At 55.0% G+C, this 15051-nt stretch carries 12 protein-coding genes and 1 other RNA gene; 3 read left to right on the forward strand and 10 right to left on the reverse strand.

The window, feature by feature from the left end; genetic code table 11:
• Positions 1-448: 448 nt before the first annotated feature.
• Both AAZT04_RS06575 and AAZT04_RS06580 read left to right on the forward strand, forming a co-directional pair.
• Positions 449-1186: an EAL domain-containing protein gene (locus AAZT04_RS06575; protein WP_020826637.1), complete on the forward strand. Its 738-nt coding sequence runs from the start codon at positions 449-451 to the stop codon at positions 1184-1186.
• Positions 1187-1432: 246 nt separating this feature from the next.
• Positions 1433-2875 carry a protein adenylyltransferase SelO gene (locus tag AAZT04_RS06580; protein WP_046373708.1) on the forward strand — a complete coding sequence of 481 codons (1443 nt, stop codon included), beginning with the start codon at positions 1433-1435 and terminating at the stop codon, positions 2873-2875.
• Positions 2876-2930: 55 nt separating this feature from the next.
• Here the strand turns inward: AAZT04_RS06580 and AAZT04_RS06585 are convergent, their stop codons facing one another.
• The 9 genes from AAZT04_RS06585 to ppsR form a co-directional block, all read right to left on the reverse strand.
• Positions 2931-3716 carry a heme ABC transporter ATP-binding protein gene (locus tag AAZT04_RS06585; RefSeq protein WP_020826640.1) on the reverse strand — a complete coding sequence of 262 codons (786 nt, stop codon included), beginning with the start codon at positions 3714-3716 and terminating at the stop codon, positions 2931-2933.
• Positions 3709-4713 (reverse strand): FecCD family ABC transporter permease, encoded by a 1005-nt coding sequence (locus AAZT04_RS06590; RefSeq protein ID WP_122079087.1) that lies wholly within the window; start codon positions 4711-4713, stop codon positions 3709-3711. Before AAZT04_RS06590 ends, AAZT04_RS06585 begins: the two co-directional genes overlap by 8 nt.
• Positions 4713-5543, reverse strand: a complete 831-nt coding sequence (locus AAZT04_RS06595; protein WP_434679357.1) for a heme/hemin ABC transporter substrate-binding protein — start codon at positions 5541-5543, stop codon at positions 4713-4715. The genes AAZT04_RS06590 and AAZT04_RS06595 overlap by 1 nt, the downstream gene beginning before the upstream one ends.
• The gene (locus AAZT04_RS06600; RefSeq protein WP_020826643.1) at positions 5540-6574 is read right to left on the reverse strand and encodes a hemin-degrading factor; all 1035 of its coding nucleotides are present in this window, start codon (positions 6572-6574) and stop codon (positions 5540-5542) included. The genes AAZT04_RS06595 and AAZT04_RS06600 overlap by 4 nt, the downstream gene beginning before the upstream one ends.
• 63 nt (positions 6575-6637) lie before the next feature.
• Positions 6638-8680, reverse strand: a complete 2043-nt coding sequence (locus tag AAZT04_RS06605; RefSeq protein ID WP_046373704.1) for a TonB-dependent hemoglobin/transferrin/lactoferrin family receptor — start codon at positions 8678-8680, stop codon at positions 6638-6640.
• A 93-nt stretch (positions 8681-8773) separates the two neighbouring features.
• On the reverse strand, positions 8774-8965 hold the full coding sequence (hemP, locus tag AAZT04_RS06610; protein WP_172958947.1) for a hemin uptake protein HemP: 192 nt from the start codon (positions 8963-8965) through the stop codon (positions 8774-8776).
• A gap of 162 nt (positions 8966-9127) precedes the next feature.
• A complete protein-coding gene (locus AAZT04_RS06615) occupies positions 9128-9613 on the reverse strand; it encodes a glutathione peroxidase (protein WP_020826646.1) in 486 nt (161 codons plus the stop codon).
• Between the two features lie 103 nt (positions 9614-9716).
• The gene (locus AAZT04_RS06620; RefSeq protein WP_046373703.1) at positions 9717-10763 is read right to left on the reverse strand and encodes a 3-deoxy-7-phosphoheptulonate synthase; all 1047 of its coding nucleotides are present in this window, start codon (positions 10761-10763) and stop codon (positions 9717-9719) included.
• Between the two features lie 194 nt (positions 10764-10957).
• Positions 10958-11779, reverse strand: a complete 822-nt coding sequence (gene ppsR / locus AAZT04_RS06625; protein ID WP_017892646.1) for a posphoenolpyruvate synthetase regulatory kinase/phosphorylase PpsR — start codon at positions 11777-11779, stop codon at positions 10958-10960.
• Between the two features lie 531 nt (positions 11780-12310).
• Here ppsR and ppsA point away from each other — a divergent pair.
• Entirely contained in the window at positions 12311-14689 is a 2379-nt protein-coding gene (gene ppsA, locus AAZT04_RS06630; RefSeq protein WP_020826648.1) for a phosphoenolpyruvate synthase, read from the forward strand.
• A 112-nt stretch (positions 14690-14801) separates the two neighbouring features.
• Here ppsA and rprA read toward each other — a convergent pair.
• Positions 14802-14912: antisense sRNA RprA (gene rprA / locus AAZT04_RS06635), an RNA gene on the reverse strand.
• Positions 14913-15051 lie beyond the last annotated feature (139 nt).

Raw genomic sequence — 15051 nt, forward strand, 5'->3', positions numbered from 1 at the left:
CCTAAATCCCAGGTAGCATGAATTTTCTAAAAATCAAGGTGGGCATTTTTTCGCATTTTCAATGCAAAGAATAACGTACGGAATTGATGCGTTATTAAATTTAATCAGTTGGCGATAGGCTTGCGCTTGTGCAGATTTCATGCTTAATTGATATTTAGATGTTTTTAAGAATTTCTTTAATGAAAACAATGACAATAAGTTAAATTTTTAGAGTGAATATACCACTTAACCTAAATACACCTTAAATTCAGCGAAGTGATGGCAATTTTGCCATAAGCCAAATTGGTTCTGACTCTGCGCCCAGTGGACGCAACATAGCTTTAATCTATCAATTAAATGATAAGTTATCACTAATTGCATTGATATTTCCGATTAATCTCAGAGGGATTGATCGATAAAATATATTGATATACGATGAGATGCTCGCCATTCAGCCTGTGGCATTGAAATGAAAATACAATTCGAAGCTGACTTTATTAGTAGCTATGTTTTTCAACCTGTTTACTCAATGGAGGGCAGGCTGTTAGCGGTGGAAATTCTGAACCGCTTTAATAGTCTGGACGGTGATTTGGCTATGCCTGCTGACATTGGGATTAATTTACTGACCGCTGAGCAAAAGATTGAGTTATTTAATGAGCAATTGAAATTGGCAGAACAGAATGCATCCTGGTTTGTCGAAAACGACGTTTTGTTGACGTTAAATATTGAAGAAACCCTGGTCGATTTGATACTCGCTGACGGTCAACTCTGTGATCGTATCAGGCAGTGGTCATTTATTGCCTTTGAAATCAGTGAGGGCTTTCCGAATCTTTCGGCCGGCAAAAACAATGAGAAAATCCTCCGGCTTAGCGAGTTGTTTTCGCTGTGGTTGGATGATTTCGGTTCCGGTCAGGCGACCCTGACCGCCTTGTATGATGGGTTATTCGACTACGTGAAGATCGACAAACGTTTTTACTGGCAGTTGTTTACCCATCAGGGATATGACGTGGTCATTGACTCGTTATTAAAGAATATCAATCTACTGTGTAAGGGGGTAATCGTCGGAGGAATTGAGAAGAGGGAATATTTTAATAAGCTCAGACACGCCGGTGTTTTTGGCCTACAAGGTTTTTTATGGCCTAGCGTTGGTGTGGATAATCTGACAGCGTTACGGGTAACACCCGATGAGTTCAATAACAATAATTGAGAGTACAACACACAACGGAGCCAATAATGGACTGGATGATGTCAGATGTGATTCCGGCGCTGTTATTCATTATGATTTTCTCGCCGATCGGGTATTTTCCCGCTCAGCGTAAAAAGGCATTCAAACCGTATCGGCATAAACGCTGATCCCCGCATCTGCCCAGGTATCAGGCAGATGCGTTCTCCCTGCATTTCCTCTGTGTTAATCGCCCCGTTCAAGCTCTACACTAGGTGCAACGGAGGGCCTATGCCGCAGTTTGAAAACGCTTACCAACATCAGTTAGCCGGTTTTTATACCGAATTGAATCCCACTCCGCTGAAAGGCGCTCGTTTGCTGTATCACAGTGAACCGCTGGCACGCGAACTGGGGCTGGACGAAAGCTGGTTTACCCAGGACAAAACCCCGATTTGGGCGGGTGAGAAACTGCTGCCGGGCATGCGACCGTTGGCGCAGGTTTACAGTGGCCATCAGTTCGGCGTTTGGGCTGGGCAGTTGGGGGATGGCCGGGGAATTTTGCTGGGTGAACAACGCCTGGCGGACGGCCGTAGCATGGACTGGCACCTGAAAGGGGCGGGGTTGACGCCTTATTCACGTATGGGCGACGGCCGTGCGGTACTGCGTTCGGCGATCCGTGAGTTCCTCGCCTCCGAGGCACTGCACCATCTGGGCATTCCAACCACCCGTGCGCTGACCATTGTGACCAGTGAAGAGCCGGTTTACCGTGAGCAACCTGAGCGTGGAGCGATGTTGCTACGCGTGGCGGAAAGCCACGTGCGTTTCGGCCACTTTGAGCATTTTTATTACCGTAAGCAGCCGGAACAGGTGCAGCAATTGGCCGATTTTGTCATTGCCCGTCACTGGCCGCAGTTGCAAGATCAGGCGGAGGGCTACTTACTGTGGTTTACCGACGTTGTCGAACGCACTGCACGGCTCATCGCCCATTGGCAGACCGTCGGTTTCGCTCACGGCGTAATGAACACCGATAACATGTCGATTCTGGGGCTTACCATCGACTATGGCCCTTATGGCTTCCTCGACGACTACAAGCCCGACTATATTTGCAACCACTCTGATCATCAGGGGCGCTATGCCTTCGATAATCAACCCGCGGTGGCGCTGTGGAACCTCCATCGGCTGGCACAGACCCTGTCCGGGCTGATGAGTACCGAACAGCTGCAGCAGGCGCTGGCGGCCTATGAACCGGCCCTGATGCGCGCTTACGGGGAACAGATGCGCGCCAAGCTCGGCTTCTTCACCCAATCGCAGCAGGATAACGATTTGCTCACCGGGTTGCTGAGCCTGATGGCGCAAGAAGGCCGGGACTATAGCCGAACTTTCCGCTTATTAAGTCATACCGAACAGCAACAGGCGCAGTCGCCGCTGCGTGATGAATTTATCGATCGCGCTGCGTTCGACGGTTGGTACCAACAATACCGCCAGCGCTTGCAGCAAGAACAGGTGAGCGACGCTGAGCGTCAACAGGCGATGAAGGCGGTGAATCCGAAGCTGATCCTGCGCAACTATCTGGCGCAGCAGGCGATTGAAAGTGCCGAACGGGATGATGTCAGCAAACTGGCGCGCCTGCATCAGGCCTTGTTGACGCCGTTTGCTGACGCGCCGGAATATGACGATCTCGCCGCATTGCCGCCGGATTGGGGCAAGCATCTGGAGATATCCTGCTCGAGTTAACTGCAATGACATGAAAGGATGACGGGCGCGGCGGGTACCGCGCCCGGTACTGCCACTACTGGCGCAAATACACCTGCGGTAACGCCACTTCCGGGTGATGTACTACCCCCAAATCTGCCTGATACCAGCGGGTGAGTATTTCCGCCTGCAACACCTCCTGCGGCGTGCCCGAGGCGACCAATTGCCCCTGATGCAGCAATAAAATGCGGTCGGCATACAGCGCGGCCAGATTGAGGTCATGCAGCACGCAGCACACCGCGATCGGCTGTTGGCGCGTAAGCGTGCGCAGCAACCTCAGCGTATGTTGCTGGTGGTAGAGATCCAGTGCCGAAGTCGGTTCGTCAAGGAACAGCCAGGACGGGGTGGGCTGTGGCTGCCAAAGTTGCGCCAGCACGCGGGCCAGCTGTACCCGTTGCTGCTCGCCGCCGGAAAGCTGGCGATAATCGCGTTGGGCCAGTTCAAGGCAGTCGGTTTGCGCCATCACCTGTTGCACCGCATGCCGTGCATCGCGTTTGCCGTGCGGTGCCCGTCCCATGCTGACCACTTCCTCCACGGTAAAAGGAAAGGCCAAATCACTGTGTTGGCGCATCACCGCGCGTACCTTCGCCAACTGCTGCGGTTGCCACTGCTCTAACGGTCGTCCCAGTAGCTGACATTCGCCGCAACCCGGAGCCAGATAGCCAGTTAACAAACGCAACAACGTAGACTTACCTGCGCCGTTTGGCCCGATTATTGCCACCATTTCGCCGCTGGCGATACTGAGCGAAACGTCGTTTATCAGCCGACGTGAACCCAGGCTGTAACGCAATTGCTGCGCCGTCAGGCTTGAGGAGTTATCCACCCACACGCTCCCGCTGGCGCATCACCAGCCATAAGAAGTAAGGCCCGCCGATCAGGCTGGTCATCAACCCGACCGGCATTTCCGCCGGTGCTACCAGGGTGCGTGCCAGCGTATCGCTGACCAACAGCAGGCAGGCACCGCCCAACGCGGAGCAGGGCAACAGCCAGCGGTGGTCGCCGCCGAGGCGCATGCGTACCAGGTGCGGCACCACCAGACCGATAAAGCCAATCACGCCGCTCATCGCCACCGAAGCGCCAATCAACAAGGCGCTAAGCAACAGCAGTTGCAGCTTGGCACGCTGGACGTTGACCCCGAGGTAATGCGCTTCTTCATCCCCCAGTTGCAACAGATTCAGGCGACGCGCCTGTAACAGAGTCAGTAAGGTGGTCGGCAGGATCAGGGAAGCGCACACCACCAGCGTCGGCCATTGCGACTGGCTAAGGCTGCCCATCATCCACAGCGAGAACTGACGCAGCTGTTGGTCGTTGCTGAGGTAAGACAGCACGCCAATCGCCGCCATGCACAGGGCGTTGATGGCAATCCCCGCCAGCAGCAGGCGCGACAGGCTGCCGTGGCCGCTGCGGCTGATACCGTAGATCAACAGCGACACCAGCATGCTGCCGAGGAACGCCGCCAGCATATGGCCATACAGGGCAATCACCGGAGGCAACGCCAGAGGCATCACGATAATCAGCGCGACAAACAGCGCGCCGCCGCTGCTGATGCCCAGCAGGCTCGGGTCAGCCAGCGGGTTGCGAAACAACCCTTGCATGACGGCACCAGATACCGCTAATGCACAGCCGATCACCACCGCCAGCAGTACGCGCGGCAGACGGATATTTAACCAGATATGCCAGGCGGTGTCGCTGAACGGCTGTTGCCACAGAGTGCGAAACGACAGGGGCAATGCCCCCATATTGGCGGCACCCAGCGCCAGCAGCGCCAGTAACACCAGCAGGCCGGCAATCGCCACGCGTGGGGAAGTGCGACTGCGCATTACTTTTGCTCCGCCGCGTGGCGTAGTTTGGCCAACGCCGCCGGCGTTTCCAGCCCAAAGCCCAGCAGCGCCATATCGTCAACCACCAGCACGCGGTGGTTTTTCCCCGCTAGCGTGAGTGCGACGCCCGGCAAGTTCCACAATTGTTGTTGGCCACCGAGCGTTTTTATGCCGTCAGTGGTGACCAACAGCAGGTCGGGCGCGCTGGCGATCACGCCTTCCTGCGACAGGGGACGATAGCGACTGAATCCCTGCATCGCATTCTTCAAACCTGCTGCCGTGATGACCGCGTCGGCGGCGGTGTCTTGCCCGGCGGCCATCGGCGTAATCCCCCCGTGGCTCATGACGAACAGGACCTTGACCGGCAGAGCATCGGTTTTCACCGCCGCCAGCTGTTGCTGATACCGTTGGCTCAGCTTTTTGCCTTGCTCGGTACGCTGCAACGCATTGGCGATCACCTCGATTTTCTCCGGCACGCTTTGCAACGTGGTATCGCCCGGAATGCGTACGATCTTAACGCCGCTTTCTTCCAGCTGTTTGAGCACCAGCGCCGGTTCGGCCAGTTCGGTCGTCAGCACCAGCGAAGGTTTCAACGCCAGAATACCTTCGGCATTAAGCTGACGCATGTAGCCGACATCCGGCAGCTTTTTGACGGCTTCCGGTTGCAGACTGGTACTGTCGCGCGCAATCACCTCATCGCCCGCGCCGAGTGCGAAGGCAATTTCGGTGACGTCACCGCCTATCGAGACAATACGTTCCGCCGCCGCAGCGGAGAAGGGTAACGCCAGCGCAATGCACAACGCCAGGCGACGGGTCAATGAGGGTTTCATGCGGCAATGTCCTTGGGTTCAAGCGCGGCAACCTGCTCACGCCACTGGGTTTGTTCCGGCTGGCCTTCGGTACGCTGGCCGTAAAGCTGGGCGATTTGCGTGCCGTCCGCGGCAAACAGCTCCAGGCTGGTGACAAAGCCGTCTTTGGTTGGCTTGCGGGTGATCCAGCTTTCGGCAATTGCGTCTTCTATCAGGTGCAGGGTGAAACGACGGTTAAACACGTTAATCCAGCCTTCCTGCGGCATCAGACGCTCGATCTGACCGGTGAAGATCTGCACGCAGCCACGGTTGCCGACAAAAATCATGATTTCGTTTTGCAGGCCCAGTGCTGCGTTGAGCAACTGGGACAGGGCGCTGTTATCCACCCGGTAGGCCAAATCGTTGCCGACGGCCTTGAAGGCCTGCTGACGCGTCAGCTTATTGCGACTTAACAACTGGAAGAACTGGTGAACGTCGGTCATTTCACGCCATTCGCGGTCGATCTTTTCGTTGTCCGGTGCGGCGTTACTGACGGTGGCGTCCGGGGCTTTCAGTGCCAACGCCGGGTTTTCTGCACTCAGGTGGCGTTCCACCAGCGCCATCCAGGCGGCCAGGTCGGTTTCGTCGGTGGTGTACACCTTATGCAACGCATCACCCTGATGATCGAAGAACTGAATGCTGTGACGCACACCGCGCTTGTTGGTTTCGCTCATGGCGAAGGCGCTGGCCCACTGGTTGAGGAACAGCCGCAAATCCAATTCGCGTGGGTTGAGGATCAGCCCCGCGTGGCCGTTCAGATGCTGGTTGAGGTAGCGCCCCATCTGCTCGTGCACCGCGTAGCTGTTACGGGTGATGGATTTGGTGACGCCAACCTGCTCCAGCTCGGTCAGCAGGGTGCGGGCATCGGCCTGCAGACGACGAGTATCCTGACCGACGCGAGCATGGGTCAGTTCTGCTTCGCTAACGCCAAGCAGCTCGGCCAGATCGCGCGCGTATTTGCCTGGGTTATCAATTTTTGCCTGCTGGTAGCGTTGGTAGAGGGTATTGCTCATTGATAGTTCTCCTGTGAGAGGTGCAATCGGCGGGCATTCGGGTTGCCCGCCGGATTCAAAACGTTACCACTGGTAGCTGACCAACAGTTTGGCGTTGCGGCCATCCTGCGGAATGCCCTGCGGCGAGTAGTATTCTTTGTCGAAGGCGTTGCCCAGCACCACGGTGGTGGTAACGCCCTGCAGACGATCGCGGCCTTTATAGCTCAGGTAGAAATCATTGACGCCGTAGCCGCCTTGCTCGGCGGTGCCGGTTTTCACATGTGTGGAGCGCTCGGCGAAGGTAGCGACCCAGCCGGTAGACAGGCCGGTTTCACCCAGCGGAACGTCCAACGAACTGGTGACGGTATCCGGGTTGATATCGCTCAGCCATTCACCGCTGTTGCCGTTCAATTCCCCGCTGCGTGACTTATCCTTGCCGCGCGTGCGGTTGTAAGCTAAATCCCAATTAAACCACTGGGTTTGATAGCCCAGTGACGTATCCCAGCCCCAAATTTTAGCGCGTGAGATATTTTGCGACGAAGTCTGGGTCCGTGTGACGTACAGGCTAATGTAGTCCTTGGCGTCGGTATCGAAGTAGCTGGCTTTAAACTGCAGGTTATCGCCGGCCATCAACAGATCGTCAAAGCGCAGGCCGAAACCGTACTCGGCGGTGCTGGTGGTTTCCGGTCTTAGATTCGGGTTGGGTACCCAATAGTTGCCGGGGAAGTGGCGAGAATCATTGTACATTTCACCCATGGTCGGCGCACGAAATGCCTGCGAGTAAGAACCGAACAGCATCAGCCAGTCGGTTGGTGAATAAGTCAGTGCACCACGAGATGACCACTTGTCGGCATCGACGTCGTTGTGGCCCTGGCTGCTACCTTTGTAGTTGTCGTAGCGAGTGCCGGCCAGCAGGGTGACAGGAATATCACGCAGCGTGATTTCGTCCTGCATCCAGCCGGAAGCGAAGTTGATTTTCGCCTGTGGGAAGCTGGTGGTAGCGCCGCCAGGATGTTGTTTTTGCTGGTAGCTTTCCGAGCCGTAGGTCAACAGATGCGAAGCAAAGCTGTCGGCAAACAGGCGGGTGCGGTTTTCCAGCTTGGCACCGTGAGTGGTTTGTTTGCGGAATTCGTCCGTGGAAGCCGCATTGTGAGCGTTGATTTTGACCTCAGAGGTATACAGCTTGACGTCGGCGTCCAGCCACTCCTGATCCAGGGGTTTTAATTTATAGCTCAATGCCGCATCGCGCTGGATGGTGGAGCGGTTGGTCATCGGATTTCTGCTGGAGTAATCAGGATCCTGGGGATTTTTCGGTTCACGGGCGCTGTTATTGTAATAGCGCAAATCGCCGCTCAACGACTGGGCATCATCAATCTTCCAGGTGCCTTTGGCCAGCACATTGCTGATGGTCTCGTCGTTGGGCGCGTCAAAACCGTTGCCCTGACGCAAATCGCCAACGTCGCGAGTGCCGAATGACAGCAGGCCGTCGAGGTTGTCGGTCTTGCCATAGGCGCTGGCGCCCATACCCAGGCTGTGATCGCCACTGCCCGCTGTGCCGTAAACCCGGAACCCGGTGTCATGACCTGGCAGCAGCAGATCGGCGGCATCCACGGTTTCATAAGCAATTACGCCGCCCAGTGCGCCACTGCCGTAAAGCAGGGCCGAAGGGCCGCGTACCACTTCAATGCGTTTTACCAGTGCCGGATCCAAGAAGGTGGCGCCAAGATGACCGGTATCGGTACCTTGACGGATACCGTCTACCAGCGTCAGTACGCCGTTTTTACCGTAGCCGCGCATGAAAACATCTTGGCCATTGGTACGGCCGGTGCCATTGACGGTTATGCCCGGCACGCGGCGCAGCATGTCGGCGGCGCTGGTGGCGGTCTGGCTTTCAGGGCTATTGCCTTCGATCACGGTGACCATCATCGGCGCTTCAAAACTGCTGCGTGCATTGCCGGTGGCGGCAACGGTCAGGGTTTCGTCGTTAGCTTTGTCCGTTTTAGCCGACACATCACTGGAAGAAGAAGCCGTGTGGTTGGTTTGTGCAAAAGTCACCGTCGGCAGAGCGCAGGCAATCGCCAGACTCAATGCGGATAAACGCAGCCGGGTGTAAGGGATCAGAGGCATGTCGCAACTCTCCGTATGTTTTTAACATATCAATAGATTTGCTGGCTGCCTGGATCAATATCGATCGGGGTGGCTGGCGTTGAGGGATGGGTGTTATTTGGTCAGGATCAATTTCCCGGCTTTGGTCTGCCGCAGCTGGTAGCGCTGGCCCTGATGGATGATGATCGCCACGCCGTCTGCATCAAGCAGCTGTGCGCTGTCGTAGCAGGGAGGCGAGGTCAGGCCACTCACCGCGGGGCTTACGGTTTTGGCAGGTAAGTCGTGATTGTGATTATCCATCGTCATGTGTTTATAAAACAGACCGTTAAATAGTAATTAATATCAAAGTGAGAATCATTATCATGTGAACGAAAGGTTACATCAAGGAAAATTTTCTTACCGATGGAACCTTTTTGTAGGAAGGGAAGGTGACAGGGGCTGAAGAGGCTCAGCCCGTCTAAAACAAGGTTATTTCAGCAGGGTTTCAATGCGGTCGAACAGGCGCTCGGGTTTGGTGATCGGTGCGAAGCGTTTCACCCGTTGACCGTCGGCGGTCAGCAGGAATTTGGTGAAGTTCCATTTGATTCGCTGGCTGCCCAATACGCCCGGAGCAAGGCGTTTCAATTCATTGAACAGTGGATGCGCCCCAGGGCCATTGACCTCAACCTTGCTGAACAGCGGGAAGCTGACGCCGTAGTTCAGAGTGCAGAAGTTGGCGATCTCCAGGGGATTACCGGGCTCTTGCGAACCGAACTGATTGCAGGGAAAGCCCAGCACCATCAGCCCCCGTTCGCGGTAATACTGCCACAGGTTTTCCAGCCCACGGTATTGCGGCGTAAAACCGCATTTACTGGCGGTGTTAACCACCAGATAGGCTCGGGCGGGGAAATCCCCCAGCGTTTTGTGTTCCCCTTGCAGGGTGACGCAGGGGATGGATAACAGTGAGTGGATCATGTCGAGGTTCCAAATCCTTTCCAGGGAGACTGCGAGAATTGCTAACAGTATAGATGAGCGGATGACAGGGGAAAAAGCCGGGACGGGCGCCCCGGCTTTGGCATCAGAAGCGGGTATCTACCGCATCGGCCAGCATGGCCAGCAGCTGTTCGCTGTCGGCCCAGCTCAGGCAAGGATCGGTAATTGACTGACCGTAGGTGAGCGGTTGACCGGCCACGATTTTCTGGGTGCCTTCTACCAGGAAGCTTTCCGCCATCACGCCGGTCACGGCAGCAGAACCTGCACGGATTTGCTGGCAAACATTTTCTGCTACTTCCAACTGGCGGCGATGCAGTTTCTGGCAGTTGCCGTGGCTGAAGTCGATCACCAGGTGTTCCGGCAGGTCGAATTCACGCAGGCTGTCGCAAGCGGCAACGATATCGGTAGCATGGTAGTTCGGGGTTTTGCCACCGCGCATGATGATATGACCGTAAGGATTGCCGCTGGTCTGATAGATAGTCATCTGGCCGTGTTTGTCCGGGGACAGGAACATGTGCCCGGCGCGCGCCGCACGGATGGCGTCAATGGCGATGCGAGTATTGCCGTCGGTACCGTTTTTGAAGCCCACCGGGCAGGAGAGCGCCGAGGCCATCTCACGGTGGATCTGGCTTTCGGTGGTCCGTGCGCCAATCGCGCCCCAACTGATCAGGTCGGCGATGTATTGACCGACCACCATATCGAGGAATTCGGTAGCGGTAGGCAGGCCGAGCTGGTTCACTTCCAGCAGCAGCCGACGCGCCATTTCGATACCACGATTCACCTGGAAGCTGCCATCCAGCGCCGGATCGGAGATCAGGCCTTTCCAGCCCACCACGGTACGCGGTTTTTCAAAATAGGTGCGCATCACGATTTCCAGGCGATCCTGGTAACGTATGCGCAGTTGGTTCAGGCGGCCGGCATAGTCTACGGCGGCGTCGAGATCGTGTATCGAGCATGGGCCGATAACCACCAGCAGGCGGCGATCTTCACCGGTCAGGATTTTTTCAATGCGTTGCCGGGAGGCCGTCACGTTATCCGCGATTTCCGCCGAGATCGGCAACTTCTCCGCCAGTTCTTGCGGCGTGACAAGGCTGTCGATGCGCGCGGTCCGCAGTTCATCTGTTTTGTGCATGATTTTCTCTAAAGACTTTTCTTCGCTGCGGCAGGAGTGCCGGGAAGTGATGGCGATCACAATAACGTAAAAACCGATGAATTCAACCGGAGAAACTGTGTTCTGTTGATCAGAATCGCTAAAAAAAGCACAAAAAACGTCGCCAATGAAGAAATAAGCAGCACGCGGCAGGGGACCGGCCCACCGCGTGAAAACTAGAACATGCGGCGGCTCATGCCCAGAATGTCCAGAATTTTGGTCGAGATCTCCTCTACCGAATAATTGGTGGTATTGAGATAACGGATCTGATTTTTACGGAACAGCGCTTCCACCTCGGCAAGCTCCATTCGACACTGGCGAATAGAGGCATAACGGCTGTTTTCGCGCCGTTCTTCACGGATGGCGGCCAAACGCTCCGGATCGATAGTCAGGCCGAAAAGCTTGTGCTGAAACGGCTTCAGCGCGGCGGGAAGGTGTAAATTGTCCATATCATCGGCGGTAAACGGATAGTTGGCGGCGCGGATACCGAACTGCATCGCCAGGTACAGGCTGGTGGGGGTTTTGCCACAGCGTGAAACCCCGAGCAAAATGACCTGGGCCTGGTCGAGATTGCGCAGCGAAATGCCGTCATCATGGGCTAACGTGTAGTCAATAGCCGCGATACGCGCATCATATTTACCGAGGTTGCTGGCCGTCAGGCCGTGGGTACGATTAGGGACCGGGGTGGGCTCCACCTCTAACTCGCCCTGCAGCGGGCCGACCAGTGCTTGCACAATATCCTGACAAAACCCTTCGCTCTGGGTGATGACTTTGCGCACTTCCGGCGAAATGATCGAGTAAAACACCAGGGGCCGCACGCCGGTATCTCGATAGATATCGTTAATCTGCTGGCAGACTCCACGGGCGCGCGCCTCGGTTTCGACAAAGGGCAGCGTAAAGGTTGTGGCCTTCACCGGAAATTGAGACAGCACGGCGTGGCCCAAAACCTCGGCGGTGATCGCCGTGCCATCCGAAATATAAAAAACGCTTCTTTCCACCCGAGGCTCCTTACCTGAAACGGTGATGCAGTTATCGCATCTGCTTGCTCTTATCATGGGCTTGAGATGATCGAGCGGTAAAGGGGCGGGCAAAAAAAATGTGATAGTGAGGGCAGAGTCGTCGATTAATTTCGCCAGAAGGGAATAAGCTTTCGTCGAAGCGTTATTGATTGAAACGCTATTTTAAATTTTATGAAAAGCAGGGATTTCTTTTTCTTGAAGAATGGTTCTACAGAACGATGTTATTTTCGCCAAAGTCATTAGTAATAATATGGTTTTTAAAAATCAAGTTTAAAAATTACTTAATTTGTTGAGATTTAAGCTATTAGTGCGACAGGGAACGATTCCATCCTCATTTTTCATTTCAGGAAGTTTTCCTAAAATCCATTTTCTTCGCCGGGTTGATCGATTCACCTTTCCATTTCCTATGGATCATTGTGCTAGTCTGATTCGGCACCGTTTTAGCGGCGCTGAGAAAGCAAGCGAATTAAATCCGTCTATACCCTACTGATAGCAATAAGGATTGTCTCGATGTCCAACAATGGCCCAGACTTGCGTAATGTGCTTTGGTACAACCAGCTCGGCATGCACGACGTTGACCGTGTCGGCGGCAAAAATGCCTCCCTCGGTGAAATGATCACCAATCTTTCCGATTTGGGCGTAGCCGTGCCAAACGGTTTTGCCACCACCGCGCAGGCGTTTAACGATTTCCTCGAGCAAAGCGGTGTTAACCAGCGCATCTATCAGTTACTGGATCAAACTGACGTTGACGACATTGCCCAACTGACCAAGGCCGGCGCGCAAATCCGTCAATGGATCATCGACACGCCGTTCCATGCAGAGTTCGAGCGCGAAATAAACCTGGCTTACCAGCAACTGGCCGACGGCGAGCCGGAAGCCTCTTTTGCCGTGCGTTCTTCCGCCACCGCAGAAGACATGCCGGACGCTTCCTTTGCCGGCCAGCAGGAAACCTTCCTCAACGTGCAGGGCATCGACGCCGTAATGGTGGCGATCAAGCACGTATATGCCTCATTGTTTAACGACCGTGCCATCTCTTACCGCGTGCATCAGGGTTACGATCACCGCGGCGTGGCTTTGTCGGCCGGCGTGCAGCGCATGGTTCGCTCTGACCTGGCGTCTTCAGGCGTGATGTTCACCATCGATACCGAATCCGGTTTTGACCAGGTGGTGTTTATCACTTCCGCCTTCGGCTTGGGTGAAATGGTGGTGCAGGGCGCGGTAAACCCTGACGAATTCTACGTGCATAAACCGACGCTGCTGAAAGGCAAGCCGGCTATCGTGCGTCGTAACCTCGGGTCGAAGAAAATCCGCATGGTGTACGCACCTTCGCAGGATCACGGCAAGCAGGTACAAATTGAAGACGTGCCAGAGCAGCAACGCAATCGTTTCTCTCTGACCGACGAAGAAGTACAGGGCCTGGCGCATCAGGCACTGCTGATCGAAAAACACTACGGTCGTCCGATGGATATCGAGTGGGCCAAAGACGGCCATACCGGCAAGCTGCTGATTGTTCAGGCCCGTCCGGAAACCGTGCGTTCCAACGAACAGACGATGGAGCGTTACCAGCTTAACGGCAGCAGCCCGGTGCTGGTGGAAGGGCGCGCCATCGGCCACCGCATTGGCGCAGGCCCGGTAAAAGTCATCCATAATATCAGCGAAATGGACCTGATCGAGCCAGGCGACGTGCTGGTGACGGACATGACCGACCCGGACTGGGAACCGATCATGAAAAAGGCCGCGGCAATCGTCACCAACCGTGGCGGCCGTACCTGCCACGCGGCGATCATCGCGCGCGAGCTCGGCATTCCTGCCGTGGTCGGCTGCGGTAACGCTACCGATCTGCTGAAGGCCGGCCAGAAGGTCACCGTCTCTTGTGCGGAAGGCGATACCGGCTTTGTGTACAGCGATATGCTCGACTTCAGCGTGCAAAGTTCCGAAGTGACCGAGCTGCCGTCGCTGCCGCTGAAAATCATGATGAACGTCGGTAACCCCGACCGCGCCTTTGACTTTGCGCGCTTGCCGAACGAAGGCGTGGGCCTGGCCCGGCTGGAATTTATCATCAACCGCATGATTGGCGTGCATCCGAGGGCGTTGCTGGAGTTTGATCAACAGACTCCAGAACTGCAGCAGGAAATCAAGGCGCTGATGCAAGGCTACGACCATCCGGTCGAGTTCTATGTGGGCCGCCTGACGGAAGGGATTGCCACGCTGGGGGCGGCATTCTGGCCGAAGCGAGTGATTGTGCGCCTGTCTGACTTCAAATCCAATGAATATGCCAACCTGGTGGGCGGTGAGAAATACGAGCCGCATGAAGAGAACCCGATGTTGGGCTTCCGTGGCGCTGGCCGTTACGTCGCCGACAGCTTCCGCGATTGCTTCGCGATGGAATGCGACGCGGTAAAACGCGTGCGTAATGAAATGGGCCTGACCAACGTCGAAATCATGGTGCCTTTCGTGCGTACCGTAGCGCAGGCGGAAGCGGTGGTCGCCGAATTGGCGCGCCAGGGTCTGAAGCGTGGCGAAAACGGCCTGAAAGTGATCATGATGTGCGAAATTCCGTCCAATGCCCTGCTGGCCGATCAGTTCCTGGAACACTTCGATGGCTTCTCTATCGGCTCCAACGACATGACCCAGCTGACGCTGGGCCTGGATCGCGATTCGGGCGTGGTGTCTGAACTGTTTGACGAGCGTAACGAGGCGGTTAAAGCGCTGCTGTCGATGGCGATTCAAGCGGCTAAACGCCATGGCAAATACGTCGGTATTTGCGGGCAGGGCCCTTCCGATCATGAGGACTTCGCCGAGTGGTTGATGGAGCAGGGCATTGACAGCCTGTCGCTCAACCCGGATACCGTGGTGCAAACCTGGGTCAATCTGTCGAAGAAAAAGTAATTCTTCGACATAAGATTCCGCATTAACTCTAAAGCCGTAGCTCAGGTTACGGCTTTATTATTTCCGAATGTAAATAGAATGGATTTCGGCATTAACCCTGGCCAAAAAAAGAATAAAAAAAAGCCCATCATAGGAGACGGGCAAAGACTACACACAGCAATTCACATGTATGGCATTACATTGTTTGGAAATCTTGCTTTAAATCAGATGTTTGAAGCAATAGATGGCAATAATACTAGATATTTAAACGAAATTAGTCATTAAGAATCATCCTAATCAAGATCCAGGTTCCCATTTATTTTAAACCTTGCTCAATTTTATCTTCAGGCTAAAAAGATGTATTCATTCGGTATGTTTAATTA

This window comes from Serratia sp. Je.1.23.a (assembly GCF_051129805.1).
Classification (GTDB): Bacteria; Pseudomonadota; Gammaproteobacteria; order Enterobacterales; family Enterobacteriaceae; genus Serratia; species Serratia liquefaciens.